At 43.2% G+C, this 25,905-nt stretch carries 34 protein-coding genes and 1 riboswitch; of the genes, 11 read left to right on the forward strand and 23 right to left on the reverse strand.

Features of this window, described 5'->3' with window-relative positions:
• Positions 1 to 75 precede the first annotated feature (75 nt).
• The 4 genes from Hs20B_RS04925 to Hs20B_RS04940 form a co-directional block, all read right to left on the reverse strand.
• Complete coding sequence (locus Hs20B_RS04925) at positions 76 to 759, reverse strand: methionine ABC transporter permease (protein WP_172356193.1); 684 nt, start codon at positions 757 to 759, stop codon at positions 76 to 78.
• The gene (locus Hs20B_RS04930) at positions 752 to 1,765 is read right to left on the reverse strand and encodes a methionine ABC transporter ATP-binding protein (protein ID WP_172356194.1); all 1,014 of its coding nucleotides are present in this window, start codon (positions 1,763 to 1,765) and stop codon (positions 752 to 754) included. Before Hs20B_RS04930 ends, Hs20B_RS04925 begins: the two co-directional genes overlap by 8 nt.
• Before the next feature lie 91 nt (positions 1,766 to 1,856).
• Positions 1,857 to 2,696, reverse strand: coding sequence for a MetQ/NlpA family ABC transporter substrate-binding protein (locus Hs20B_RS04935; RefSeq protein WP_172356196.1), 840 nt, complete (start codon positions 2,694 to 2,696; stop codon positions 1,857 to 1,859).
• Between the two features lie 111 nt (positions 2,697 to 2,807).
• Positions 2,808 to 3,650 carry a lactate/malate family dehydrogenase gene (locus Hs20B_RS04940; RefSeq protein ID WP_172356198.1) on the reverse strand — a complete coding sequence of 281 codons (843 nt, stop codon included), beginning with the start codon at positions 3,648 to 3,650 and terminating at the stop codon, positions 2,808 to 2,810.
• Between the two features lie 60 nt (positions 3,651 to 3,710).
• A riboswitch (TPP riboswitch) is annotated at positions 3,711 to 3,803 on the forward strand.
• 49 nt (positions 3,804 to 3,852) lie between these two features.
• Between Hs20B_RS04940 and thiT the strand changes: the two genes are divergently transcribed.
• The 5 genes from thiT to Hs20B_RS04965 all read left to right on the forward strand — a co-directional run bounded on the left by thiT (position 3,853) and on the right by Hs20B_RS04965 (position 6,959).
• Positions 3,853 to 4,398: an energy-coupled thiamine transporter ThiT gene (gene thiT, locus Hs20B_RS04945; RefSeq protein ID WP_228407493.1), complete on the forward strand. Its 546-nt coding sequence runs from the start codon at positions 3,853 to 3,855 to the stop codon at positions 4,396 to 4,398.
• A 58-nt stretch (positions 4,399 to 4,456) separates the two neighbouring features.
• Positions 4,457 to 5,299 (forward strand): DUF368 domain-containing protein, encoded by an 843-nt coding sequence (locus Hs20B_RS04950; protein WP_172356364.1) that lies wholly within the window; start codon positions 4,457 to 4,459, stop codon positions 5,297 to 5,299.
• Complete coding sequence (locus Hs20B_RS04955; RefSeq protein ID WP_172356202.1) at positions 5,296 to 5,766, forward strand: aminoacyl-tRNA deacylase; 471 nt, start codon at positions 5,296 to 5,298, stop codon at positions 5,764 to 5,766. Before Hs20B_RS04950 ends, Hs20B_RS04955 begins: the two co-directional genes overlap by 4 nt.
• Positions 5,767 to 5,956: 190 nt before the next feature.
• Positions 5,957 to 6,541 (forward strand): biotin transporter BioY, encoded by a 585-nt coding sequence (locus Hs20B_RS04960; protein ID WP_172356204.1) that lies wholly within the window; start codon positions 5,957 to 5,959, stop codon positions 6,539 to 6,541.
• A 67-nt stretch (positions 6,542 to 6,608) separates the two neighbouring features.
• The gene (locus Hs20B_RS04965; protein WP_172356205.1) at positions 6,609 to 6,959 is read left to right on the forward strand and encodes a DUF3397 domain-containing protein; all 351 of its coding nucleotides are present in this window, start codon (positions 6,609 to 6,611) and stop codon (positions 6,957 to 6,959) included.
• Positions 6,960 to 6,987: 28 nt separating this feature from the next.
• On the opposite strand, the gene Hs20B_RS04970 is transcribed toward Hs20B_RS04965, so the two are convergent.
• Complete coding sequence (locus Hs20B_RS04970; RefSeq protein ID WP_172356207.1) at positions 6,988 to 7,200, reverse strand: YdbC family protein; 213 nt, start codon at positions 7,198 to 7,200, stop codon at positions 6,988 to 6,990.
• Positions 7,201 to 7,282: 82 nt separating this feature from the next.
• Here Hs20B_RS04970 and Hs20B_RS04975 point away from each other — a divergent pair, with 82 nt between their 5' ends.
• The gene (locus Hs20B_RS04975; protein ID WP_172356209.1) at positions 7,283 to 7,609 is read left to right on the forward strand and encodes a hypothetical protein; all 327 of its coding nucleotides are present in this window, start codon (positions 7,283 to 7,285) and stop codon (positions 7,607 to 7,609) included.
• 7 nt (positions 7,610 to 7,616) lie between these two features.
• On the opposite strand, the gene Hs20B_RS04980 is transcribed toward Hs20B_RS04975, so the two are convergent.
• The 3 genes from Hs20B_RS04980 to Hs20B_RS04990 form a co-directional block, all read right to left on the reverse strand.
• Positions 7,617 to 8,759 (reverse strand): nicotinamide-nucleotide adenylyltransferase, encoded by a 1,143-nt coding sequence (locus tag Hs20B_RS04980; protein WP_172356210.1) that lies wholly within the window; start codon positions 8,757 to 8,759, stop codon positions 7,617 to 7,619.
• 88 nt (positions 8,760 to 8,847) lie between these two features.
• Positions 8,848 to 10,131 (reverse strand): peptidase U32 family protein, encoded by a 1,284-nt coding sequence (locus tag Hs20B_RS04985; RefSeq protein WP_172356212.1) that lies wholly within the window; start codon positions 10,129 to 10,131, stop codon positions 8,848 to 8,850.
• 107 nt (positions 10,132 to 10,238) lie between these two features.
• Complete coding sequence (locus tag Hs20B_RS04990) at positions 10,239 to 11,168, reverse strand: peptidase U32 family protein (protein WP_172356214.1); 930 nt, start codon at positions 11,166 to 11,168, stop codon at positions 10,239 to 10,241.
• 85 nt (positions 11,169 to 11,253) lie between these two features.
• Here Hs20B_RS04990 and Hs20B_RS04995 point away from each other — a divergent pair, with 85 nt between their 5' ends.
• Entirely contained in the window at positions 11,254 to 11,691 is a 438-nt protein-coding gene (locus Hs20B_RS04995) for a MerR family transcriptional regulator (protein WP_172356216.1), read from the forward strand.
• A 75-nt stretch (positions 11,692 to 11,766) separates the two neighbouring features.
• Positions 11,767 to 12,057, forward strand: a complete 291-nt coding sequence (locus Hs20B_RS05000; protein ID WP_172356218.1) for a DUF3270 family protein — start codon at positions 11,767 to 11,769, stop codon at positions 12,055 to 12,057.
• Between the two features lie 100 nt (positions 12,058 to 12,157).
• Here the strand turns inward: Hs20B_RS05000 and tpiA are convergent, their stop codons facing one another.
• The 6 genes from tpiA to Hs20B_RS05030 form a co-directional block, all read right to left on the reverse strand.
• Entirely contained in the window at positions 12,158 to 12,916 is a 759-nt protein-coding gene (gene tpiA, locus Hs20B_RS05005) for a triose-phosphate isomerase (protein WP_172356220.1), read from the reverse strand.
• 245 nt (positions 12,917 to 13,161) lie between these two features.
• Positions 13,162 to 14,310 carry a mannitol-1-phosphate 5-dehydrogenase gene (locus Hs20B_RS05010; RefSeq protein WP_172356222.1) on the reverse strand — a complete coding sequence of 383 codons (1,149 nt, stop codon included), beginning with the start codon at positions 14,308 to 14,310 and terminating at the stop codon, positions 13,162 to 13,164.
• A 30-nt stretch (positions 14,311 to 14,340) separates the two neighbouring features.
• Positions 14,341 to 14,781 (reverse strand): PTS mannitol transporter subunit IIA, encoded by a 441-nt coding sequence (locus tag Hs20B_RS05015; RefSeq protein ID WP_172356223.1) that lies wholly within the window; start codon positions 14,779 to 14,781, stop codon positions 14,341 to 14,343.
• A gap of 119 nt (positions 14,782 to 14,900) precedes the next feature.
• Positions 14,901 to 16,853, reverse strand: coding sequence for a BglG family transcription antiterminator (locus Hs20B_RS05020; RefSeq protein WP_172356225.1), 1,953 nt, complete (start codon positions 16,851 to 16,853; stop codon positions 14,901 to 14,903).
• Between the two features lie 68 nt (positions 16,854 to 16,921).
• Positions 16,922 to 18,700, reverse strand: a complete 1,779-nt coding sequence (locus Hs20B_RS05025; RefSeq protein ID WP_172356227.1) for a PTS mannitol transporter subunit IIBC — start codon at positions 18,698 to 18,700, stop codon at positions 16,922 to 16,924.
• A 127-nt stretch (positions 18,701 to 18,827) separates the two neighbouring features.
• Positions 18,828 to 19,076: a hypothetical protein gene (locus tag Hs20B_RS05030; protein ID WP_172356229.1), complete on the reverse strand. Its 249-nt coding sequence runs from the start codon at positions 19,074 to 19,076 to the stop codon at positions 18,828 to 18,830.
• Between the two features lie 167 nt (positions 19,077 to 19,243).
• Here Hs20B_RS05030 and Hs20B_RS05035 point away from each other — a divergent pair, with 167 nt between their 5' ends.
• On the forward strand, positions 19,244 to 19,876 hold the full coding sequence (locus tag Hs20B_RS05035; protein WP_172356231.1) for a copper homeostasis protein CutC: 633 nt from the start codon (positions 19,244 to 19,246) through the stop codon (positions 19,874 to 19,876).
• 45 nt (positions 19,877 to 19,921) lie between these two features.
• Here the strand turns inward: Hs20B_RS05035 and Hs20B_RS05040 are convergent, their stop codons facing one another.
• From Hs20B_RS05040 to Hs20B_RS05050, 3 genes are all read right to left on the reverse strand, one after another.
• Positions 19,922 to 20,557 (reverse strand): carbonic anhydrase family protein, encoded by a 636-nt coding sequence (locus Hs20B_RS05040; protein WP_172356233.1) that lies wholly within the window; start codon positions 20,555 to 20,557, stop codon positions 19,922 to 19,924.
• A gap of 85 nt (positions 20,558 to 20,642) precedes the next feature.
• Positions 20,643 to 21,656: an ABC transporter permease gene (locus Hs20B_RS05045; protein WP_172356235.1), complete on the reverse strand. Its 1,014-nt coding sequence runs from the start codon at positions 21,654 to 21,656 to the stop codon at positions 20,643 to 20,645.
• Complete coding sequence (locus Hs20B_RS05050) at positions 21,653 to 22,393, reverse strand: ABC transporter ATP-binding protein (protein ID WP_172356237.1); 741 nt, start codon at positions 22,391 to 22,393, stop codon at positions 21,653 to 21,655. The genes Hs20B_RS05045 and Hs20B_RS05050 overlap by 4 nt, the downstream gene beginning before the upstream one ends.
• A 71-nt stretch (positions 22,394 to 22,464) precedes the next feature.
• On the opposite strand from Hs20B_RS05050, the gene Hs20B_RS05055 reads away from it, so the two are divergent.
• Both Hs20B_RS05055 and Hs20B_RS05060 read left to right on the forward strand, forming a co-directional pair.
• Positions 22,465 to 22,869 (forward strand): HIT family protein, encoded by a 405-nt coding sequence (locus tag Hs20B_RS05055; RefSeq protein ID WP_172356366.1) that lies wholly within the window; start codon positions 22,465 to 22,467, stop codon positions 22,867 to 22,869.
• Positions 22,870 to 22,893: 24 nt separating this feature from the next.
• Positions 22,894 to 23,127, forward strand: a complete 234-nt coding sequence (locus tag Hs20B_RS05060; RefSeq protein ID WP_172356239.1) for a hypothetical protein — start codon at positions 22,894 to 22,896, stop codon at positions 23,125 to 23,127.
• Positions 23,128 to 23,145: 18 nt separating this feature from the next.
• Here the strand turns inward: Hs20B_RS05060 and Hs20B_RS05065 are convergent, their stop codons facing one another.
• From Hs20B_RS05065 to rplK, 6 genes are all read right to left on the reverse strand, one after another.
• Positions 23,146 to 23,442: a hypothetical protein gene (locus Hs20B_RS05065; RefSeq protein WP_172356241.1), complete on the reverse strand. Its 297-nt coding sequence runs from the start codon at positions 23,440 to 23,442 to the stop codon at positions 23,146 to 23,148.
• On the reverse strand, positions 23,439 to 23,753 hold the full coding sequence (locus Hs20B_RS05070; RefSeq protein WP_172356243.1) for a hypothetical protein: 315 nt from the start codon (positions 23,751 to 23,753) through the stop codon (positions 23,439 to 23,441). Before Hs20B_RS05070 ends, Hs20B_RS05065 begins: the two co-directional genes overlap by 4 nt.
• Positions 23,754 to 23,860: 107 nt before the next feature.
• On the reverse strand, positions 23,861 to 24,145 hold the full coding sequence (locus tag Hs20B_RS05075; protein ID WP_172356245.1) for a type II toxin-antitoxin system RelE family toxin: 285 nt from the start codon (positions 24,143 to 24,145) through the stop codon (positions 23,861 to 23,863).
• Positions 24,142 to 24,363, reverse strand: a complete 222-nt coding sequence (gene relB / locus Hs20B_RS05080) for a type II toxin-antitoxin system RelB family antitoxin (RefSeq protein WP_172356247.1) — start codon at positions 24,361 to 24,363, stop codon at positions 24,142 to 24,144. Before relB ends, Hs20B_RS05075 begins: the two co-directional genes overlap by 4 nt.
• A gap of 139 nt (positions 24,364 to 24,502) precedes the next feature.
• Positions 24,503 to 25,189, reverse strand: coding sequence for a 50S ribosomal protein L1 (gene rplA, locus Hs20B_RS05085; protein WP_172356249.1), 687 nt, complete (start codon positions 25,187 to 25,189; stop codon positions 24,503 to 24,505).
• Positions 25,190 to 25,338: 149 nt separating this feature from the next.
• Positions 25,339 to 25,764 (reverse strand): 50S ribosomal protein L11, encoded by a 426-nt coding sequence (gene rplK / locus Hs20B_RS05090; RefSeq protein WP_172356251.1) that lies wholly within the window; start codon positions 25,762 to 25,764, stop codon positions 25,339 to 25,341.
• Positions 25,765 to 25,905: the final 141 nt, after the last annotated feature.

Genomic DNA, 25,905 nt, shown 5'->3' on the forward strand with positions numbered 1-25,905 from the left:
TCCTCAATTAAGTCCATTTTATTAAAATTAACAACAAAAAAGCACCTTTTCAGATACTTTATGCGTTAGTATTGATTAAAGTTTCCGACCTTTTGACGCTGCCTTGACGCCTAGATTGCCCAAAATCTGTGTAATGAAGACAATGACAAGCACCAAAACAAGCGACATAAAGGTCACATCTTTTTGGTTACGTTGGTAGCCGATCTGAAGCGCCATTGCCCCGAGGCCGCCGCCACCGACAGTCCCCGCCATGGCAGTCAAGCCAATCAGGTTAATGACCGTAAAGCTCGACGCACGGATGATTGACACGAGGCCTTCTTTGAGGTAGACACGGAAAATGATGCCCAGATTGCTGACACCCATAGCCCGTGCAGCCTCGATAACACCAGGATCCACTTCGAGCAGTGCATTTTGGATCTGACGCGCAAAAAATGGGATGGTTCCGATAACGATAGGCACTGTAACCGCAGCAGTCCCGACACTTGTCCCAACCAGCACGCGCGTAAATGGCACGATAATGGCAAGCAGGATGATAAATGGAATGGAACGTCCGATATTTACGATTTTATCTAAAATATTGTACAAAAGACGATTTGGCGTGAGCCCACCTTCATCTGTAATCAGGAGTACAATACCCAAAAACAGCCCAATAATTCCTGCGATAATGCCCGCAATCACAGTCATTTGCAACGTTTCAAGCGTCGCCGTCCAGATGTCAGGCCAGATTAAATTTACATTAGGGAGTAGTTTATCAAACATTTGCTGAACCTCCAATTTCTACAATCTTCACGTCTTGACTCGTCAGATATGCCACAACATCGTCAAAGACAAAGTCACCCGTAAAAGTCACCAAAAGCGTACCAATCGGAATATTTTGGATGAATTCGATATTGCCATACAAGATATTGGCTGAAGCACCAAAACGTTTGTAAAGCTCGATAATAATCGGATCTGACGCATGTGAAAACTTGAGTTCGTAGACTTTTTCAGACGTGTGAGACAGGATTTGTTTTTCAGCCTGCTCGACATGCGTCGCTGTTCTGATGAAATCAAGCGTCAGCGGTTTTTGCGGATTATTGAAAATATCAATAACCTGACCAGATTCGATCACGCGACCATTTTCCATGACAGCCACTTTGTTACAGATTTCCTTGACCACTTGCATCTCATGCGTGATGATGACTATTGTGATACCCAGTTTTTCATTGACTTCTTTCAAAAGCGACAAGATAGCAAGCGTTGTTTTGGGGTCAAGTGCACTCGTCGCCTCGTCACAGAGTAGGATTTTCGGGTCATTTGCAAGCGCACGCGCAATCGCGACACGCTGCTTTTGACCACCCGAAAGCTGATTGGGGTAGGCTGCTTTTTTATCCAAAATGCCGACAAGTTCAAGCAGATTTTCGACTTTTTCAGTGATTTCAGCCTTTGACAACCCTGACCCTTTGAGTGGAAACGCTACGTTATCCGCTATCGTGCGTGATTCCATCAGATTGAAATGTTGGAAAATCATGCCAATTTTTTTGCGTTCTTCATTGAGCGCTTTCTTTGAGAGGGCAACAAGATCTTTATCATCAACAATCACTGAGCCTTGCGTTGGCGGCTGTAGCAAGTTAATCACGCGCACTAGCGTTGATTTTCCTGCTCCAGAATAGCCAACGATGCCATAAATATCACCTTTGTCAACCTCAAGCGATACATTGTCAACGGCCTTGACCTCGCGATCTTTTTGCGTGAAAGTCACGCTAATGTCTTTTAGATTTATCATAGTTTCTATTTTACCATTTTCCCCAGTGATAACAAAAGACTTGAGCAACTAACTCAAGCCTTTTTGGTGTTAGTCAATCAACTTGACTGTCTTATTTTGCACCGTCCCAAGCAGGATAGTCATTTGTTGCTTCAATGAGTTTCGCTATTGCTGGTGTTTGGTAGGCTTTAACGATTTTCTTGAAGTCTGCTTTATTTTTATCTTCTTTGCGGACTGCAATCACGTTTTTGTAAAGTTTGCTAACTTTGTCAAGGTGATCCGTATCGATGTAGATCGCTGATTTTTTAGGTGTTGTGTGCATTTGGTCAGTCACATAGTTCGTGTTGATAAACGCTGCAGTCACGTCAGGCAAGACGCTCACAAGTTGATCAGCTTGGATTTCTTTGATCTTGATTTTTGTGTTATAAGTTTTAATATCTTTGACAGTTGGTGATGCTGGGGCATCTTTTTTAAGTGTGATAATCTTCAATGCTTCAAGCGCTTGAAGCGCACGTCCACCGTTTGTCACGTCGTTTGGAATGGCAACCGTATCGCCATCTTTCAATTCACTTGGTTTTGAAATCTTCTTATCAGAGTAAAGACCAAATGGTGAGATCAGCGTGTAGCCGATGTAAGTCAAGTCTTGCTTGTTTTCTTTGTTGTAGTTTTCAAGAAAGGCAACGTGTTGGAAACTGTTCAAGTCAAGTGAACCGTCAGCCAAGGCTGGATTTTCTTCCGTGTAGCCGCTGAACAATTTTACTTTGATTTTGATGTTTTCATCTTTCAAAGATGCGCCAACTTTTTCCCAGATTTCTTTTTGTTGATCACTCGCAACACCAACCGTGTACGTGTGAACAGCTTTCGAATCGTCTTTTTTTGCGCCGCAAGCTGCAAGTGCTACGACTGCAAAGACAGCAACCAAGGCTGTCACGATTTTTGTGATTTTTTTCATAAAAATAATTCCTCCAAATTTTTTCGTTTTTGATTACAAAAACTAGTATACCACCAAAACAAGAAAGCGCGTATTACCGAAAACTTATAACAGACTTAAATTTTTTCTATATCAGATTGTTTTATAATTCGCTTTGATTGTGTTAATGCTACGGCGCAGATTGGCTACTTCCTCGTCAGAAAGCAATGGCACGACTCGCGTCTCTGTACCATTTGCGAGAGATATACTGCTAGGTACCGCATAGTAACAGCCTGCTTTTTCATCATAGGTCGAGACAGGCAAAAGTTCGTCAGACCCTGATGCAAGCACACGTATAATCCGTGTCACACTTGAAGCTATCCCAAAAGCCGTATGCTGCTTTGCTGAATAAATCTCCCAACCCGTCAGACGTGCTGCTGTTGCTGCAGCCTCACTCGCATTGAGTGCTAGCTGTGATTCACCGTGCTCACCAATGACGAGACTCCGCGTATCTCCCGTGCGATTTTTCAACCGATTACTGTCGATTAGAGTGCCGCTGCCAATGACTTTTTTCTTATCAAAACCGATCATTTCAGCCAAATACTGACAGATGACATCACAAGGATTTGTGATTGAGATGACCAGGCCGTCAAAGCCTGATGAGACAATTTTTGGTGCGACATCTCTCACCACTTTTGACGTCACACGTAGCTCAGCAAGCCTGTCCGACGCCGTTTCTAAGACGCGGATGTCTCCTGCACAGAAGACTAAAAGCTCCGCATCAAGAAGTGCTGCGTAGGCATTTTCCGTCAAAACGACGTTATGCGCTAGATTTTGTAGCGTGTCTGCGAGCTCCAGACTCTCCGCATGCACCTTTTTTTCATCCGTGTCAATCAAGACAAGCTCACGCGCAAGCCCCGACAAACACAGTGTATAAGCTAACGTTGAGCCTACGTGTCCCAGTCCAATAATCCCGATTTTGTTTAATTTTGCCATTTTCTCAATCGCCCACCTTGCATTTAGTTTAAGTTAATGATAAACTAATCATGTAGAAAATACAAACACAAGGGGTACCGCTTGCGCGGTTGAGATATACCCTCAGAACCTGATGCAGCTCATACTGCCGTAGGGATGTGTCGATTGATTTATCGATATACTTCTGATGACCCCTCCTTGTGAAAACGAAGGAGATTTTTTTATGTTATCATCAAACTCACAAACGCTCAACGTGCGTGCACTCGCAGAGACCGCAATCGCGGCTGCCTTGTGCATGGCGCTCTCATTTATTCCCACCCAGATTGGCTGGTTTGAGATTTCGCTTGGCATGATCGTGCTTACGATTTTCAGCCTACGCCGCGGCCTTGTTTTGGGACTCAGCGCTGGACTCATCTGGGGCTTGCTACATTTTATCCTTGGCAAAGTCTACTTTCTGAGTGTGCCGCAGGTCCTGATTGAGTACGTGCTTGCCTTTACCGCAGGCGGTATTGCGGGTGTCTTCAAACCTTGGGTCAAAAGCACGAGCGTCGGATTGATTGTCGTCTCAGCTTTTGCAGCTAGCATTTTCCGCTATTTCTTCCATTTTATCGCAGGTGTGATTTTTTGGTCTGACTACGCTTGGAAAGGCTGGGGAGCTGTTGCCTATTCCCTTGTTATCAATGGTACATCAGGCTTATTGACCGCCATTGTCTCTGCAATCATCGCCGTTTTTGTCATCAAAGCCTACCCAAAAATCCTAAATCCCTGATTTTTTTTGCTATAATATAATCATTCTCTCTATAAAATAGACAAAGGTGGTTATTAAAATAATGGCATGGTTGATTAGACTGATAAAGGGCGTGGTTATCGCGCTAGGCTTTATCTTACCAGGTGTTTCAGGTGGCGTTTTAGCTGCGATTCTGGGGATTTATGAGCGGATGCTCAGTTTTCTAGCACATATCCGACGCAATTTTAAGGCAGACTTTTTCTATTTTCTGCCTGTCGGGATTGGTGGTATTCTAGGAATTGGTCTCTTATCACGACCGCTTGAATTTCTGCTGGCACATTACCAAGTCATCGTCCTTTGGGGCTTTGCAGGCGCCATCATCGGCAGCTTGCCTGCCCTATGGGTGGAGTCTCAAAGCCGTCACAAACGTGATCGGATAGATTTCGCCTGGCTGATTGGGACATTTATCGTGAGCCTCGTCGTCTTATATGCCTTGCCTTATATTTTCGGGACCTTGCCTGCAAACTTCGGGACATTTATCCTTGCGGGGATTTTGATTGCCCTAGGCGTCCTTGTCCCTGGCCTTTCACCGTCAAATCTCTTGCTGATACTAGGGCTTTACACGCCAATGTTGACTGGTTTCAAATCATTTGATCTGCTTCATGTTTTTTTGCCAATTGTGATTGGTGGTGTGCTTGCCATGCTCTTGTTTGCAAAAGGCATGGAACATTTGCTTGAAACGCAGCATTCTCGCGTTTTCCACTTTATTTTAGGCATTGTCGCAGCCTCTACACTACTGATATTGGTACCAAATGCTAAAGTCGCAGACAGTATCAGCTACACCGGTGCAAACGCGATGACTTTTATTTTAGCTGTCATTTTCGCTGCTCTTGGGCTACTGCTTGGCATCTGGATGAGTCACCTCGAGGAAACTTACAAATGAAAAAAAATAAACTAAAGAAAACCTTGGTCGATCAAATCTTAGATAAGGCAGGGATCGTGCATGACTCGCTTGCGTTAAATGCGCTAGCAGATAATGCGTTACCAGATGGCATCACCAAGTCTGATATTTATAAAACGCTTGCGCTCACTGGACCTAACGGCCCTGTCATCGGTATCTTACCTCTGACACACCACTTATCAGAAAAGAAACTGGCAAAAGCGTCTCAGAATAAAAAGGTCAGCATGATCCCGCAGAAAGATCTTCAGAAAACAACTGGCTACATCCACGGCGCAAACAATCCTGTCGGTATTCGTCAGAAACACGATTTTCCGATTTTCATTGACACCATTGCACTCAACGAAGATACCATGATTGTCTCCGCTGGCGAAGTCGGACGCAGTATCCGCATTACACCACAGCTTTTGGCGGATTTTGTCAAGGCAAGTTTTGCTGATATTTCCGAATAAATTGGATAAACACCCACCAAACTTGAAAATTGGTGGGTGTTTTTTTATTGAAATATCAAAATGTTCGGAAATAACAGTTATTTTCAGAAATAAATCAAAAAAATTTCTTATTTTTAAATTCTTTACTTGCAATCATTTCCAAATTACTATATACTTAAAAACAAATAAAAATAAAGAGAGAACATAAACAATGAACCAATCTAAAGTCCAACGCCTCGCAATCATTGCGGTAGCTGCTGCTTTTCTTGTGGTCGCAAGCCAGGTCACGATTCCTTTACCACTGGTCCCACTCACACTGCAAACCCTCGCTGTCGGCATCATCGCAACTGTTTTGAAGCCGCTTGACAGCATCATCGCCATTTTGCTTTATTTGATTCTAGGTGCCATTGGCCTACCTGTTTTCGCAGGCGGTGCTGCTGGATTTGGCGCACTCTTTGGCCCAACAGGTGGCTTTCTCATCGGATTTTTGCTACAAGCGCAACAAACAGCACAAATCAATCGCATGGCAGTCATGGTCAAATCTGACCGCAGTAAATTATTTGTTTTCATCATTGCAAACATCATCGGTGCCCTTTGGTGCTTAGCATTAGGTACCATCTGGCTATCTGTGGTCGCAAATCTGTCGCTAAAAGCTGGTTTCAATGCTGGTTTCCTACCGTTTATCATCCCAGGACTTGTCAAGGCAATCCTTGCAGCTGCTATCGGTTTTGCTATCCGTCGTGCACTCAAGTCAAACCGTTATTTTGCCACACCTGTAAAATCTCAAGCCAAATAATCAAAAACAAGAAAAGCACAACCAAGCTTTTCTTGTTTTTTTGTGCCAAACACGCTAAAATAGACATATGCTAACTCACATCCTGATTACCCTTTATCCGATTCTAGTTTTCATCATTGTCGCGATATTTTTCAACTTTTTTCATATTAGAGAACATCTACCGCTCAATGTTCCTGACATTGTGACTTTTTTCCTGATTTTCGGGTTACACAAGTTTTCCCACCAAATCACGCAAGTCAGCCTGTTACCGTATTTTCTAGCGCTAATTTCAGCAATGGCGCTGATACTCCTCTTACTTGACCTATTTTATTACCGAGTATTTGTTCCGAAACAATTCTTAAAATTTTTCTGGCGCACGACCTTTTTCATCACTTTGGTACTTTATATCGCCATGGTTGTCATCTTATTTACAAAATAAAAATCTGACGTTTAATCGCCAGATTTTTTTAATTTTTAAATTCGTCAACTAACTTTTGAAACTCGTCATTGGTAAACGTGACACCTTTTCCCATTTTACTATAGTCAGGCGACCATTGGCGAATGTCAAACTTTGCTGGTGCACCATTCCATGACACGCGTGTCAACTCCTTTTTCCAGCCCTTGTCATTTTCGGATAGGACTAGCAAGTGCTCTTCGATTTCAAACTTGAACTCACTCATTGTCATTGCTCCTTTATTTTATCTCTCACTATATTATACGCAATTTTGCGCAATTTATCTCAAAATATGTTATAATTTTTTTATGAAAAAACTTTTACAGCACATTAAAAATATTTTGTCTGGTCATTCTGATCAACCACAAAACCCTTCAGATAATATCAATCTTGACATCCTCTCAAACCTTGAACTTGCGCATTCTTTCAACCATGCGGTCTATCTGCATTTCAATGAACAAAATGGTAACCTGACCAGTTTCACAGGTATCATTTCCAGTATCACCGAGCGCCAAGCTGTCGTCAAAGACCTACGTTCAAATCAGATCCGCATTGTGTTATTAAACAAAATCAAAAAAGTGACGTTCGTTCCTGAAAATGTCAAAAATAGTATGATCGACCAAAAAAACGCTTAGAGTCAGTTTAGTACTCTAAGCGTTTTATTTCGATGCCAGTGTGGGCTTTTACGGCATCAATAGCATGATGATAGCGTGCCAGATACCCCCCCTGATCCCTGCTGTCGCCTGCATTATCGAGCAAGACCACCTTGTCCATCAGGCCAAACTCATCAAGCTGACGCATAAGCTCCTCATGAAAGGCGTTGCGCGACGTCTCCCACGCCATATTGCGAAAACCGTCGTCAACATACTTAGTCACAGGCGGAATCACCAAAATCAAGTCCATTTCTTCATCTCGGATGGTTTTTTGAAACAAAGGCTCTAGCTGTGCCTGCTCAGCTTCTGACAGATAAAGCTTGACATAGACCCGTGTCACAATTGCATCCGTGTCCAAAAAAACAATGCCTTGATTAGACGGTGAGTTGATTTCACGCGAGTTGGCGTCATATTGACCTGTGATCAGCCGTGCATAGTCATCCATGCGCAGCTCATCATCATCAATGTTAGACTTTTCTTCGTAGATTCGCGCGTACTCTTCTGAAAATGGGGCATTGATTGAGCGTGCGAGCCTTCTGACGAGCGTTGACTTACCAGTTGAGGCTGAGCCCATCAGCGTCACAACTTTTGAAAAATGCCTACGAAAAACACGATTGATGTCATTCCAGTAAGCTTGCGGGTTCTGACGAATCATGGTCGCAGAGATTTGTATATCATGACGATCAGCAATCTCAACTGAATAGGTATTCCCGTCATTTTCAGGAAAACGCTTGCGCAGCTCCGTCACATACTCCTCTTCTCCGACATAAAACGTAATCTCCAGATTTTCTGCTTCAGTGTTACTGTGAATCAGCTCAAACATGCGATTTGTCCACTCATCCCAACCATTTGGCATGGCAGGAATGTCATTTTCATCAAGCTTTGCCACCTTGATCGCTGCCTCATCGTTAAAGGCCTCACGCAAATAACGAAAACGCTTTTCCAGATGCAGGCCAATCTTTGAGCCACGATCATCATCATAACCCGACACAATCAGTAGAACGCCGTCATTTAAAGCTGCCGTCTTATAAATCTGCTGCTGATGCCCCGCATGCAAAGGTGCAAACGTCCCAAAATAAATCCCGATCTTTCTCCCTGTCAACTTACCTTTTGAAATATTATTTGTAATCATGAGCCACTCATTTTCAATTTTTGTTTTTCTTTTATTATAACAAAAAAAGCGATGGACGTCGCTTTTTGTCTTATATTTCCTATTTTTATCAAGCACGAACAGTTTTTGTCACGCCATTTTTTTCATATAAATTAATCAAGCCTGACCCGTTTTTACGGATCATATCACCTGGCGCAACAGGATACGGCACCGTCATGGTAAGGACTGCCATCGGATTTGGTGCGCGGTCAATCAGCTCACCATCTTCGTTGCGTAAATCATCAACTGTCGCTGTGAAATGGCGAAAGCCTGGCCCGTAAAACTCGATTTCGTCGCCTGCTGTGATGACATTGCGTTGGCGAACAGTTGCTGTCATGGTGTCTGCATCAAATGCAAGGACTTCGCCTACAAATTTGTACTGAGGGATTTTGCGACGGGCACCGAAAAGTTGCTCGTTTTCGCTTGGCGTTTGGTAATAAAAACCAGTCGCAAGCTCACGTTGTGCCACTTTCCAAAGTTCGTCAACAAGTGCAGGCTTGATGTCTTCAAAAGCTTCTGGGCTTTCCAGATAGGCGTCTACTGCTTTTTTGTAGACATTTGCCACGGTTGACACGTAGTGAATTGACTTCATGCGACCTTCGATTTTGAAAGAATCCACACCATTTTCAATCAGATCGGGCACATGCTCGATCATACTCATGTCGACAGCACTCATCGAAAATTCTTCAGGAATTTCGCCCTGAACGCTGCGGCGTTCCTGCCCAAAAGGCATGTCATAGAGATCATATTTCCAGCGGCAAGACTGCGAACAGCCACCACGATTGGCATCGCGCTTACTCATATAGTTTGACAGCACGCAGCGCCCAGAGTAACTGATGCACATGGCACCATGCACAAATGCTTCGATTTCAACATCGGTATGCTTGCGAATTTCAGCAAGCTCGCTCATCGAAACCTCACGCGCTAAAACAACGCGCTCAAGTCCAAGCTTTTTCCAAAATTCTAGCGTTTCATAGTTGGTCGCACTCGCCTGTGTTGACAGGTGAATAGGCAGACCTGGTGCTTCACTTGCAGCGATTGCAATCAAGGCAGGATCGCTGACAATGACAGCTGAGATTCCCAAATCACGCAGAGTCCGAAACCATTCGCCAGCACCCGCTTCATTGCCTTCATGCGTGACCATGTTGGCAGCCACGTAAACCTTGGCGTTGTGCGCTCGTGCGAAGGCAACACCCTCGCGCATCTCATCAAAGCTAAAATTACCCGCACGTGAGCGCAAACCATAGGCGTCGCCACCGATATAGACTGCATCTGCACCATAGCTAATGGCAACTTTTAGCTTCTCCAAAGTCCCTGCAGGCGCAAGCACCTCAGGTCGTTTTAATTCTCTCATGTTTTTTCTCCTATTTTCAAGATAGTGAGTAAGTTGAAAAGGTCTCTTCTGACCAAAACTGTTACTAGCGTCAAAAAGTCATCAGACTTCCTAACTTGTCTATTATATTACTTTATATCGTCAGGGTCAAGGTCGTAAAAACCGTGTCCGAGCGTGCGACCCTTGGGATGTAGCGACCTTATGTCTTCATCAAAAGCATGCGCCTGCGTGACGCTCATCCCGCCATTTTCAAGCAAAGCCCGTGCCTCAACAAAACGTGCTGTGATAGCCACAAAATCATCGCCAGGCGTATAAATCCCATCAAGCTTCCAGTGAGTGTAGCTCATCTCAGCAAGGTTTTGGAGCTCCGTCATCATATCCACGTCGTCAGACGCAAAGATATGCGTGCCATGGCTGTCCTCATAGATCGAATAGTGCGTGTTTTCTTCTTTTGGTTCACTCAAAAATAGATTGCGCGCGCGCGATTTTTCCTCGTCGGTCTTGATAAAGTTGTAGTAGTTTTCAAGCAATGGTCGCTTCGACTGGTGAATGATCGTTGCCCCATAAACCAAAACTTCTCCAAAAATTTCAAGATTCCCTGCCATATTTTTAAGCTCTTCTTTTGGCAACTCACGTGACAAGACAGCTCCAATCGCGCCTTGACTCCCCCAGAAATTGATCTGACGAGAACTTGTCACCATGGTTGAGGCGTCATAGATATAGGGTAGCTTATAGTCATCTCTCTCTAGCACAAAAATCACACCCGTATCACCGACTGTGATCTGATCAACTTTTATCTCTTCTAAAAAATCCAGGTAAGGCTTAATCACTGCCATTTTTTCAGGGTGCATGATGGCATTGACAGCCACTGTCACCTTAGCGTTTGCATCATGCGCAAGTTGCGTGATGGCCCGAATCTCATCCCAGGAAAAATCATGTGGCAAGCGCAAGCCAAACTCTGACTCGCCGATGTAGAGTGTGTCCACACCTTGCGCAAGCAGTGCTTTTGCCTGTTCTATACTTTCTGCAGTTGCAGTAATTGCTATTTTTTCTACCATAACCACCATTATAGCAAGATTTTTAGACTTTTTCCTAGATTTTTCACTAAAAATATTGTAAACTAAGCTTACAAGGAAAACAATTATGCTAAAAAATAATGATAGTAAATATCTCATTGACTTCGAAAATCTGATTTTTTCGATTCGAGAGATTTCAAAAATTTCTGGTGCGACGACTCGTCAGATTCGCTACTGGGATGATCAGGGCTACATCCCACGCGCCACACGCACGTCAAATGAAGCCACACGAGAATATGGCTATGAAACGCTGCTACTCGTGATTTTCGTTCAAAATTTTCTGACCAACGGCTTAACCCTGCAAAAAGCCTTTGAAGCCGCCAAATGCAAGATTGAAAAATCAAAACGGTTTCATAGCTTTATCAGTGCCGCTTTCAAAAAAATAGAAATTTCTGACGACCTTCTGACCATTCATATGGGGCAATTTGACGATGATCACCTCCTTATCGCGGAGCTCCACGAGGAAAATGTTAAGTATCATCTTGAACCTGTAACTAAACCGTAATATTTTAACCAAACTGTAAATTTTCTTGTCTGTCTGAAGTGGTATGATTAGTAATGTACTAAGAGGAGAACTAAGATGGAAGCGCCAAAATACGACGAAGACATAGAAAACTGGCAATCTCCAACCCGTGATTATCTCGCGGAGGAAAAAGTGGCTGACGAAACCCTAACAGCTGAAAGATACACTGAGCTCACTTTTTTCGCAAACATTGCCATCTTTTCAATCTTCATGGTGATTAGTTGTTACATCTTTGCGGCAATCTTGCCGAACTTTCTCGCAGTACTTCTTGCGATTGCATCGTCCTATTATCTGTTACAAGTTTCAAAACAAGCAATCAAAATACTCCTAAGTCATATTAAAAAATAAGGTCAACCACGGTTGGCTTTATTTTTTTGCATTTATTCCAGATTTTAGACATAAAAAAACGCATTGATTTTTTCAAATCAACACGTTTTTACAAAAAGTCTTATTTGACGAAGTCAAGAAGTGCAAGGAAGCTTTCAGCTTCAAGCGCTGCACCACCAACAAGTGCGCCGTCAACGTTTTCTTTGCTCATGTATTCAGCAACGTTTTCAGGTTTAACTGAACCGCCGTATTGGATACGAACTGCGTCTGATACGTTTTTGCCGTAAAGTTTTTCAACAGTTGCGCGGACAACACCACATGTTTCGTCTGCTGTATTAGCATCTGCTGATTTACCAGTACCGATTGCCCAGATTGGTTCGTAGGCGATAACAAGGTTTGAAACTTGTTCAGGTGTGAGGTCTTTAAGTGCTGCTGTGATTTGACCTTCAACCCATTCAGCAGTTTTGCCTGCTTCGTAAGTTTCAAGGGTTTCACCACAACATACGATAGGTGTCACACCATTTGCGATGATAGCTTTGGCTTTTTTGTTGATGTCTTCATCTGTTTCGTGGAAGTATTCGCGACGTTCAGAGTGACCAATCACGATGTACTCGATACCAAGATCAGCGATTGCTGCAGGCGAAGTTTCACCTGTGAAAGCACCAGCATTTTCAAAGTAAGCATTTTCAGCTGACAATTGAAGATCTGTTCCTTGGCGAAGGTAGTTCATTGGTGCCAAAAGAAGTGCAGGCGCAGCGATAACTGTGTCTACAAGTTCTTTTGAAGGGATATTGTTTTTCACTGCTTCTACAAAAGCTTGCGCTTCAGAAACAGTTTTGTTCATTTTCCAGTTACCTGCGATAATTGGTTTACGTGACATTGAGTCCACCTCTATATTTTTTATATTTGAGCAGTTTGCTCATACAAGTATATTTTATCACAATTAGTCAAAAAAGTTTGCATTTTAGCAAACTTTTTTGGTTTTTATTTGACAGTTTTTGAAAGCTCGAATTTATCGATTCCTGTTATAGCAAATTTCAGAGAGAATTACTATACCGCTTTGAAATTTGACAATTTTCTGCAACTAAAAATTCCTAGTCTGTTTGACTAAGAATTTGATTAGTTTTATAAAGCTTCAATCGCTGTTTTGAGTTCTTGAACGAGTTTGGGTTCTTTAACACCTGTGACTGATTCGATGACTTGTGTCAAGTCTTCCGTTGCCAGACGATTTTGCAAGTCAACTGCCTGTTCGTCAGAGGCATCAGTATATTTGAAGATTTTTGCTGCTGTTGCCAGATGTGTCGCATAAGACAGATTGCGGTCATTGAGCTCACGGATTGGTCTGATGAAGCGTTCGTCATAGCCAAGCTTGCGGATTGGCGTACGAGCAACACGTGTAATCTCGTCAGAAAGGTGCGGATTAACAAAACGACCACGGATTTTTTCGTGATAAGCCACTAGCTCAGCCTCGTCAAACAGGTCCCATTTGGCTAAAAGCAGATCACGCGTTTCTTTTTGTGTATTAACAAGTGCTGTCATGACTCGTTCGTCTTGAAGTGCCGTATCGATAGTCTTAAATCCATAGTAAAAGCCGTTGTAGGCCACTGTGGCATGTCCCGTATTCACACTGAAAAGTTTGCGCTCGATGAATGGCTCGAGATCCGTCGCATAGTGTACGCCGTCGAGATGGATTGCTTTATTGCGTAGCTGACTCTCATCAATGACCCACTCGCTAAATGGCTCAACCACGACAAATAGCGGATCTTCATGTGTTTGTCCAGGCACGATGCGGTCAACCGCAGCATTTGGAAATCCGATGTAGCTGTCCACATAAGCCGCATCTTCTGCCGTTAGATAGGCATCGACTTTTGTTTTGAGAAACTCTGAGCCACCGATCATGTTTTCACAGGCAATGACGTCAAGCGCATCAAGTTTATCTGCCGTTTTACGTGCCTGGATGCCTTTGGCAATAAGTTCTGCAATAAATGGTAAGATATTGGGACCAATCGCTGTTGTCACGATGTCCGCATTTTTAATGGCATCGATCACGGCATCTGGATTTTTAGCGTTGTTAATTCCAGAAACATGGTCAACTGGAATGTGTGTTGCAGCGTCCTCAGCGAGTTCGATCTCATAGCTACCGCGCGCATTTAAGGCGTCGATGATTGTTTCATTGACATCTACAAAGGCGACTTCAAATCCATTTTTATGGAGAATTTCGCCGATAAATCCACGTCCGATATTACCTGCGCCAAAGTGTACTGCTTTTTTCATGAGTGTTTTCCTTTCAAAACTAGGTGTTTCTTAGACTTCTACTGCGTTTAGAAGATTTGCGATTTCGTCAGCCGTTGTGGCGTCTGCAAGCTTGACAACATTGTCAACATCCGCACAGAAAATCGATATTTTTTGGATAAGATCTAAGTGCTCGTTACCAACACCTGCGATGCCAAACAGAACAGTCGCAATTTTCGGGTCATTTTCATCGCCAAAGTCAACGCCACGCGGCACTTGAACGATGGTGATGCCTGTTTTAAGCACGTCTTTTTTTGCCGCATCTGTCCCGTGTGGGATGGCGATAAAATTTCCCATGTAGACCGACAACTCTTTATTGCGCTCAATCATAGCTGGCACGTAACTCTCAGTCACGTAGCCGCCAGAAACCAGCTGTTCCCCACAAAATGTAATCGCGTCTTCTTTCGTCGCAAACGACTTACGTAGATGAATCAGATCTTTTTGGATTTCCATTTGAATACCTCTTATTTATTGTCTTTATAGTTATATTGTAACCGTTTTCATCCTCTGATACAATAAAAGCCTTGTCACAGAAATTTGTGCCAAGGCTTTAGAGTTGTCAAATCCTAAACTCACTGCTCATACTTAGTAAAACTTTCACCGATAATTTTGCTTAGCAGCTCATAGATAATTTCTTTATTTCCCGAGCTGTAGATCGTTGTATAGAGCGTATTTTCAATGATAGAGCTTGAAATTTTACCTAAGATGTAGTTGTAAATGTCATCAACTGACTCAGGCGCAGTCAGAAAAAGGATACGATTTGCCAGCATCTCTTTTTTGTCCATGCCCAAAACGGCTACTTGATTTTCAAGATCAAAAATCTTAAAAACTGGGCGCGTAACTGTCTCAGAAATGCCGTGAATCAGGCAAAGATTTGTCTTTGGAATACCAAACGACGTCCGCTTAAAACGTGACAGAAGCTCAGTATCTGTATGATTTTCATAACTTGCTATCTGCTGAATCGTCGTATCAAAATCTGTTGTATTATCAAGCTGCTCAATCGCAAAATTTTCCAGAATTACCTGACTTTTAACAAAAAAATCTTGAAAATCAAGCGGATTTTCTGACGCTGTGCCTGTATTTTTGCGCGGTTTTTTCTGACTTCTGACATGGCGAATTGCATGCGTGATTTCTGAGATATTTGTCAAGGCAAGGCTGGACGCGATTCTGATGAAACTGTCATCGAGTCCTTTTTCTGTCGTGAAAATGATATCGAACTCTTCCAGATTTTCATCCAGCATTTGACTGACCTGACTGATCTTGACGCGCGTGATAAACGGGAATTGCGTTTGCAGATTTCTGGCGAGAAACTCCATAGAAACGCGACCTCGACTGGTAATCAGGAGCGCTGTCATCGGAAAAACACGACTACTTCGCTCAAGCGTCGCAACAAAGTGCAGCGTCACAAGTGCAATTTCTTGTAATGAAAAAGCCTGCTCAAAAACTTCAGTCAGAGCTGCTTTGACCGTCTCAAATAGCTCAGCTTGCTCCGTTTTGATCCGTGTCACCAAGTCATTTTTCTCGTCAGAAAAAAGCTGCGGTAGGATAAATGAACTGCGTAAATGCGTGTTTAATAGCGCAAAAATCTTCTCATCTCGGCCAAAATCAAGACCACTTCTCTCGCTTACTTGCTCGATCAGATGACGTACTTTATAAGAAAAACTGCTGTCATACTTTTCCTTGAACAACAGATTGCCACCTTTATCAAAGTGCAGCACGTCTGTCATATTAGCCAGATACATGATTTCAGGCAGACTGATACGCGTCGTGTCGCCAAAGTTTTGAACAATCTTTGTCACAAAATCAACCGCATCCTTTGACGGGTGAAACTGATAACGGCTGTCTATCAGATGCCCTTGTGTCAGACGTTCCAGAGTCACTAGAAAAAACAGGCGCAAAACACCCTGCGTGCGGTCAGAAATATTTTGAATATCTGACTGATCAAAAGCTACTGTGACAGTATTTATCAGATTTTCTGAAAATAGCTGCAGCAGCTGATTCCTGGCTATTTCTGGTGTGCCGAGACTAAAAATATCAGCTGTTGTGAGATTGCTCTCTAGTGCCGACACCAGTAAAGTCCGCTTGATATATTCGCTTGCGATGACTTTCAAACCTTTGTCCCGTGACAAACTGCAACCTGCAAAAGCAAGATTGTCTTCGATGATTTTGAGATCATTTGTGGCAGTCGGCTGGCTGATACCAAACTGTGACATAAAATCTGATAATTTCGCCGTCTCAAATATCAGCAAAATCAGCTCCATAAAGTGCCGTTCAGTCTGATCAAAAGTTTCAAGTACACTAACATTCCCATCAGAAAAGCGCGTCAGATCCCCTTTGATGCTGTAAAGATTATCAATCTTGATCAGACTCGCACCAAAACTCGGCAGAGAGTCCTGCAAGTTTTGCAGATCACGGTAAAGCGTCCTTCGACTAACGCCTGTAACGTCAATAAGATCAGCAATGCTGACCTTATTTTTCTTGATGATAGCTGTGATGATTTGTTGTTCCCGTTTTGTAACTAACATGATTGATACCCCATAAAAGCCCGCAATTGCGGGCTTTTATTTCTCATTTTTACTTGATAAAATCTAGCTTATTTTTCCATTCTCGCTACCATTTTATCATACTCAGGTGTTGTTATCAAACTTTCAACGCTTAGATGTTGCGCATTGGGCGCATATTTTTGAGCGAGCGCTGTTGTGTCTGTCGTCGTTACGATGACAATGTTTGCAGCATTGTAAGCGCCAAGTCCCAAAAATTCAACGTCCATGACTGGAATTTTCACGTCATGATTTTTGAAAATGGCTTGAATCGTCTCTAATCCCATGGTTGCGCTGCCAGTGTGTGCAGCGTCATGAGCAAAGACCACTTCGTCAATCTGGTTGAGATCAATTTCTACATCATTATCACTAACAGCTGTTTCAGCCGCTATGATTGGTGCTGCTGAGTCTGCGCCTGCAAGTGTTGTTACAATTTCTTCGTATTTTGGTGAATTTAGGAAGTTTGAAACAGCCACTCGTGTTGAGCTTGGTGCGTATTTTGCGGCACGATCTGCCAGTTCTTCTTGCGTCACAACTAGGGTATCTGAGGCGTCCGTTAAGGTTGATATGGCACGGTTGGTCACGTCAATATCAAGTCCTGCTTTTTTCACCTTATCGCGCAGGATTGATGCTCCCATTGCTGATGAGCCCATACCCGCATCACAGGCAAAGATGATATGTTTGATGTCACCAAGCTCTGCAACTGCAGCGTCAAGGCCTGCTTGTGCTTGACCTTTGGCAACGGCTTTGCTTGATGACACTGTAGCTTGTGCAGCTGCCAAGTCTTCATCAGAAACCATCGACTTGTCATTTTTCAGGATGACTGATGCGACTAGGAAGCTGACAACTGCCGCAACTGTAACACCTGCAATAACCGCTAAAACATTGCCGATTCCTTTTGGTGCTGCCATACCTAAAATCGCGATGATAGAACCTGGTGAGGCTGGTGCAACTAGACCTGATCCCAGCATGTTATTTGTAAATGTTCCTGATACACCGCCTGCAATAACTGCAAGGAAAAGCGCCGGTTTCATCATGATATAAGGGAAGTAAATTTCGTGGATACCACCGATAAACTGTATGAGCGCAGCTCCTGGTGCTGTTGCTTTTGCGGAACCCTTGCCAAAGAAAGTGAAGGCTAACAAGACACCAAGACCTGGTCCAGGATTTGCTTCAAGTAAGAAGAGAAGTGATTTACCTGTCGCTTGTGCCTGTTCAAGACCAAGCGGTGTCAGGATACCATGGTTGATGGCATTGTTCAAAAAGAGAACTTTGGCTGGTTCAATGAAGATATTTGCCAAAGGAATCAAGTGAGCAGAAACTAAGAAATCAACACCTTTAGCCAAAACATTTGTCAAAATATCAACAAAAGGACCGACCAAGAGATGCGCAAAGAGCGCGAGAACAAAGCCAATCAAACCTGCTGAAAAGTTATTGACAAGCATTTCAAAGCCTGCTTTGACATGTGGCACAACTACTTCATCAAATTTCTTAATGACCCAAGCAGCAAGTGGCCCCATTGCCATCGCACCAAGAATCATTGGCACGTCAGAACCTGCAATCGCACCAAATGTTGCAATTGCACCAATGACACCACCGCGTGCATCGTAAACATTGCGACCACCAGTGTAGCCGATCATGATGGGAATCAAATATTTGAGCATGGGATCAACCATGGCAGCAAAATCTTTATTTGGCAAAAAACCGTCTGGAATAAAGAGCGCCGTCAGAACACCCCAAGCAATTAAAATCGGGATATTGGGCATGACCATGTTAGATAAAGCTGAGCCCAAACGTTGGACTTTAACTTTAAGAGATGTTTTTTCGTTCATTTTTTCTACCTCGTGAACTTTTTGTTTTTGACTTATATTTTAATTGTAACCGTTTTCATTTCCGACGTAAATAAAAACCTTGTCACAGAAATTTGTGACAAGATTTTTTAGTTACGGCTTTAACGATTTAGCATCGAACACACTCACTTCCCACAACCAAAATCCGCACATGTATGCCCGCTGTCGTCGGTGGATTTTTGGCAATTTCTGCCTTGGCTTCTGGTGTGACTTGCCACTCAAGTGGTGACATGGCTAGAAAGTCTGTCCGCAGATTTTCTAGGATATCAAACACGTAGTTGATTTCTTCTTGTTTAAAGTCTGGATAGTTTTCGGCAAATTTTGCAAGGACACTTGCATTGTCATAGTCTACCGGCATGCCAAATGCGGCCCGTAATTCTTGCAGATAACAGCGGTCTGGGATGACCTTGATGACTTTGCCATGCGCCGTCAGATGTTTTTTGAGATATAAATAACTTTTGTCAATTTTTTGAGTATAATTTAATGATATAATAGTTATACCATCTTGTAAAGGACAAAAAGATTATGATAAGAGAATTTTGCGCTGAAAACTTCACCGACATCCCCCGTGCTGTCGCAGCTGGTGCTGAGCGCATCGAGCTGTGCGACAACCTCGCCGTCGGTGGCACGACGCCAAGTTTTGGCACCATCAAAGAAACCGCCGACTACCTCAAAGACACCAAAACCACGCTTGCCACCATGATTCGCCCACGTGGCGGCGATTTCGTCTATAACTCGGTCGAGCTTAGGATCATGGAGTCTGACGTCTTAAAAGCGGTGGAAGCTGGGACGAGTGAACTGGTCTTCGGCGCTCTGACACCTGAAAACACTTTGGATACAGAAGTCCTCGAGACTTTGATGATTGCAAGTCAAGGTCTCCCTGTAACCTTTCATATGGCGTTTGACGAGATTGCAGATGCTGATCAGCCTGAGGCACTTGAAACGCTGATTGAGCTTGGCTTTGACAAGATTCTCATGCACGGCAATTTCCTCGACAAGCCAATCAACACTGACAAAATCGCAACTCTGGTCAGTCAGGCAAAAAATCGCATTCAGATCATCGCAGGCGGTGGTGTGACAGCTGAAAATGCTAGTAACATCGCAGCCGCAACAGGCAGCGACTATGTTCACGGTACAAAAATCGTGGCATTTGACTAAATAAAAAACGCTTTCGTTTTCAAAATATGAAAACAAGCGTTTTTTTTAATTTTCAACACGGTAAATCTCGCGACCTAGCTTGTCTTGGACGTTGCGATAGTTGCTGCGCAATTTATCTTGTAAGAGATCTTTTTCAGATTGGGAAATCTTGATTGGCGTCTCTAGGATGAGCCAGGTCACCGTTTGATTGAGCGGTGGCGTTGTCATAGAACCTTTGTAAGTCCAAAACGTATGCTGCTTTGGCAAAAGTTTATTGATGTCAAACTCGACCAGTTTATGCCCTGTATCAAGCAGGTCATTGATGCTATTATCGGTATTTTCAGGGTCAATGTCTGCAAACACCGTCAAAATCAGCTGGTTGATGTCAACACTCTCAAAAGCAAAATGAATCTCAGCTGCATGGCGTTTGCCATTGACCAAATGCTCCGCACCGTCGTGAAAATGAAAGCGATTTAGCATATACTCATGCCCACGCCATTTGAGATCGCCATCCGCATAGATCTGGATGCCAATCGGCGTGTCTTTGACAATCACTTCCTGCATTTCAGGCAGACTAATCTCAAGCGACGTGTCATTTTTAGCAATCAGCTGCGTTGTATCAATATCAATCGGCGACTGTGGAATCAGCGTCTTATCTGCCATGGCCCATTTTTCTTGGTGCCGATAATCTAAATGTTTCATCACTGCTTCTGCACTCCTTTTAAAGTTGTCCCTATTTTACCACAATTTTCTGAATTTTTGTGACATAATTGTGATAGACCATACCTTATTTAAGTTTGAGTTTTGGATAGACAAAGCCTAGAAACAGCCCTGTGAAAACAAAAGCCACAGCAAGCACCTTGTCATCAAATCTGATCAAGCCAAGCACAAGTTCAATCGCACTGACTGAAAGAATCAGCCGCTTGATCACACCTTGTGCAGCACGCATTTTATCCGCGTGTGTCGATGGATAAAGACTGACTAACACCTGATAATCCTGCGACTGTCCGAGGGGCAGAAGCTGAAAAACCAGCAAATAGTCAAACAACACCGCAAGCAAGAGTGCTAGCACGCCATTTCCGATGAAAACCAGCGACAACACCGCAAGCCCCGTCAGTCGTAGCGTGAGCGCAAAATAGTCCCCACTGCGCAGAAAAGTCCTGATGAAAAGGTAGTCATAGGCCTTGGTCGTCTTGCCGAGAAAGCCATCCAGATACTTGCGACGCTTGGCGCTCTGACGCAGACCTTTGACGTCTGTAAACTGGCTAAAAATCTTCAAAATCGTGTTCTGACGAGCAGTTTCGTAGCTGATCAGCTGCGACCAGTCGATCAGATTGTTTTTGATAAATGTCTGAGACTTTCTGACGAGCAAGCCATATTTGATGGCGACTAAACACAGCGCCCAGATGATGCTGACGGGCAGACTTACTTGTGCAAGTGGGCTTAAAATCACGGCTAAAAACACCAGCAAAATCGCTGGCATGACAAGCGAGCTTTTCGCGCTACGCTTGAGATGTGACTGGACTGCTGCTTCTTTTGCAAGCAAAAACTGCTCATCTGCTGGCTCGACAAATGTCGCAAGACGTCCAAAAAATAACCCCATGATTGAGATCAATACAGCAAGAATGATGCCCGGCAACCAATGTTCAGGCAGCGTTTTGATGACAGCCGCATATTGATAGGCCAAAAAACCAATCAAAAACATGAGCACCAGCACAAAGTGATCGTTGAAAACGAAGCGCAGATACCGCAGATTTTGCGCGCGCCATTTGGCTTTTCGCGTGTCAAATAGCGTCTTCATGCCTGCCAACTTTCCGTCTGAGTCAGAGCTAGGTAAATCTCATCTAGCGAAGCATCAGGCAGGTTGAACTTGGCACGCAACGCCGCAAGATCACCATCTGCTATGACTTGCCCCTCATGAAGAACGATAAATTTATCACAGAATTTTTCAGCGGTAGCAAGGATGTGCGTCGACATGAGGATGGATGCCCCCGTTTTTTTCATCTCAAGCATGAGGGCAATCAGATCATTTATCGCAATCGGATCCAACCCCAAAAACGGCTCATCAATGATATAAAGTGACGGCTGCGTCAAGAAAGCACAGATAATCATGACTTTTTGCTTCATGCCTTTTGAAAAGTTTGACGGAAACCAGTCAAGCTTGTCAGAAAGTCTGAACGTTTTGAGCAATTTTTCAGCGCGCGCCATCGCCGTTTCTTTGTCAATATCATAGGCAAGCGCCGTCACCTCAATATGTTCACGCAATGTCAACTCTTCATAAAGTGACGGCTGCTCTGGAATAAAGCCGATTTTCTTGCGGTAGCTTTCAGCGTCCTTTTGAATGCTCAGACCATCTATCAAAACTTGCCCTTGATACGGGGACAATAAGCCAATTATTTCTTGAATCGTTGTTGACTTACCCGCACCATTTAGCCCGATAAGTCCAACTAATTCACCATTTTCAACTGTAAAATCAACATTTTTTAAGACCGTGTTACCAAAGTAACCACCTGTTAGATTTTCTATTTTTAAGGTCATCTTTTCTCTTTCTTTGTGTAAAATGTTATAATGTTATTATATCAAAATATAGAAAAGAAACGGTGATTATGATGACAGACTGCATTTTCTGCAAGATCGTTGCAGGTGAGATTCCAAGCTACAAAATCTACGAGGATGATGATGTACTCGCTTTTCTTGACATCACACAGACCACACCTGGCCACACCCTCGTCGTCCCTAAAACGCACGTCAGAAATGTCCTTGCCATGACACCCGAACAGGCTGGAAATCTATTTTCAAAAATCCCCGCCATCGCAAATCAGCTCACAGAAAAACTTGGCGCAAGTGGGCTGAATATCCTACAAAACAACGAAGCAATTGCGGGGCAAAGCGTTTTTCACGCCCATGTCCACTTGATTCCACGCTATGATGATGATAGTGAAAAGAGTTTTAGCATCAACTTCACTGAAAATACACGTGACCTCACAGCCATTCAAGCCAAAATTATTGGCTGACTTATCTAGATAAAGGAGGCAAACATGTCCATTATTGACTATTTTAAGGTCCTCACGACCATTGGACGAGACATCGCAAGCGAGTCTAACGATGTCAAAAAAAAGCTTGATAACGTCAAGTTTGAGCTCGGCTATGCGAAAATCGTCGCAGCTGATATCCAAAAAGATGTCAAAGAATACCAGTTCCAAGCACAGCCACGGATCGATGCCATCACCGAACTCTCGAGTAAAATCCAAAACGAGCTCTCATCAAAATGAGAACTCGTTTTTTTATTTTCAAACCTCTGTTATCGCAAGTCGTCCAGGCATGAAAAACTTGAGAAAGAGAAACAAACCTGCCTGCACAGCACGATTTGAGTTTGGCGTGATTTTGATTGCCTGTGACTCAGCTCTGACCGTATAGCTATCAGACTTCATAGAGACTAACTTCGCCGTCACAACGTCCCTTGCAGCGACCTCAAGCGTCTTAGACTCGTCTTCTGACAGACTCAAAACCTTCTCACCATTGACAAAAATCAGCAAAGGACTCCCCACAGCGTAAAATCCCGTATCTCGTGTGATCGCCATCTTCATGCGAACTTCCTCCCCCAAAAGCCACCTACCGCCTGCGTCACGGTCACAGCACTTAGGAAAAATGCGAGCGACAAACCATTTTGGATGTAGAAAAACGTTTTGGTTGAAAACCACAGCACCAAAATCACAAACACCAGACCAAGATTTGCTGCTATCATCTCATGTGTTTTTTGATTTTTCAGCAACCAAAAACTTAACGCGAACAAGGCGACACCAAGCATATGTACCCCAAAAATCATCCAATGCAACTGTTGAAAGACATATAACACAGCAAACACCGCCGTCAGATAAGACCAGATAAACTTCACCATAATATAACACCTCTCTTTAACTATATCATAGCAAAATAGTGATGTTTAGTCAAATTTGTCAGGATTAAATAACACAAAAACAAATTAACGATTTATTATAGCTGATTTTAACGTTTATAAACATCCCGCCGATGACCAATCTCAAGAATTAATATCAAAATCTCTTTTTCATTTATGTCCGCAATCAACCGATAGTTACCGATGCGATAACGCCAAGCACCACTTCTATCTGCAACCAAACCCTTGCCATGTTGCCGTGGATTATCAGTCCCAACTAGATTTTTACTGATCCATGCCATGATTTGACGTGACACAGACTTATCTAGTTTTTTAAGCGCTTTTTGTGCACCGACTTCATAGCGAACTTTATAGCCGCTTGATTTGTCATTCAAAGACCAAGCTCCCGCATCATGTCATCGTGAGAAATGTCCTCAGGCGTTTCAGAGTGGCTTGCCATAGCTTTGCTATATACAGCCATGTCAATATCATTTTCTATTTTTTCAAGCGCCAGCTCTCTTAAAAAATCGCTGGTATTTTTAGCATGCACTTTCGCGTATTCTCTGATCACCATCGCTTCAGCATCCGTCACACGCAATGAAATAGTTGTCATCTTGCATCCTCCTATATGTAATACAGTTGTATTATACCATAAAACTACTATCTGGCACAATAAAAAATACTAGCACAATTGTGCATACACAAAAAAAAGCCGTCCCAAAGGACGACTTTTTATCTCATACAGCCCAAACTTAAAAGTTAGGATCAACCTTGATACCAGGTCCGAAAGTTGTTGTGATTGTCAAGCTTTCGATGTATGTTCCTTTTGCAGTTGCTGGTTTAGCAGCAGCGATAACGTTGTTGATTGCTTGGAAGTTTTCGAGCAATTTGTCAGCGTCAAATGATACTTTCCCGATAGCAACGTGTACGATACCAGCTTTTTCAGCACGGTAAGTCACTTTACCAGCTTTAACTTCTTCAACTGCTTTAGTCACGTCCATCGTCACTGTACCAGTTTTAGGGTTAGGCATGAGGTTACGTGGGCCAAGCACACGACCAAGACGACCAACAACAGCCATCATGTCAGGTGTTGCAACGACAACGTCGAAGTCAAACCAGCCACCGTTGATTTTGTCAACGTATTCCATTTCACCAACGTAGTCAGCGCCTGCAGCTTTAGCTTCTTCAGCTTTTTCGCCTTTAGCAAAAACCAAGACTTTAGCTGTTTTACCAGTTCCGTTTGGCAATACCATTGCGCCACGGATTTGTTGGTCAGCTTTTTTCACGTCGATGTTAAGGTTGTATGCTACTTCAACAGTCGCGTCAAATTTTGCGAAGTTTGTATCTTTAGCAAGTGCAACAGCTTCTTGTGCTGTGTAAAGTTTAGTTGCGTCTACTTTTTCCAAAGCTGCACGCAATTGTTTGCTTTTTTTAGCCATTATTAAAATTCTCCTTGTGGTATTAACGATTGCAAGCAATCTTCCACCGCTTCATCTTGTCGATTGGGTGGTTTACATATCTCAGACTCACATCTGAAATCAGTCATTTTTGACACCTCTAACGCTAAAAGTTAGAGACATCTCAAAAATTAACCTTCGACAACAAAGCCCATAGAACGTGCTGTTCCTTCGATCATGCGCATAGCACTTTCGACAGATGAGGCGTTTAGGTCTTCCATTTTAGTTTCAGCGATTTGTTGTACTTGAGCTTTGGTAACAGTTGCCACTTTAACAGTGTTTGGTGTACCTGACCCTTTTTCAACGCCAGCTGCTTTTTTGAGCAATACTGCTGCTGGTGGTGTTTTAGTTACGAAAGTAAATGATTTATCTTCATAAACTGAAATAACAACTGGGATGATCATGCCAGCTTGGTCAGCTGTACGCGCGTTAAATTCTTTTGTGAATCCCATGATGTTGATCCCTGCTTGACCAAGTGCTGGTCCTACTGGGGGAGCTGGTGTTGCTTTTCCGGCTGGAATTTGCAATTTGACAATGTTTTGTACTTCTTTAGCCACGATAATTTCCTCCTATTGATTGATTTCGATGTGAAATCTCTTCTCGTGATGTGGTTTAATGGACGATATGCCCTCCCACGCGATATGCCCATATTCATGAAACATACCTTACTATCATACCCTTATTTGACGTGTTTGTCA

Source organism: Pseudolactococcus insecticola (assembly GCF_011170065.1).
Classification (GTDB): domain Bacteria; phylum Bacillota; class Bacilli; order Lactobacillales; family Streptococcaceae; genus Pseudolactococcus; species Pseudolactococcus insecticola.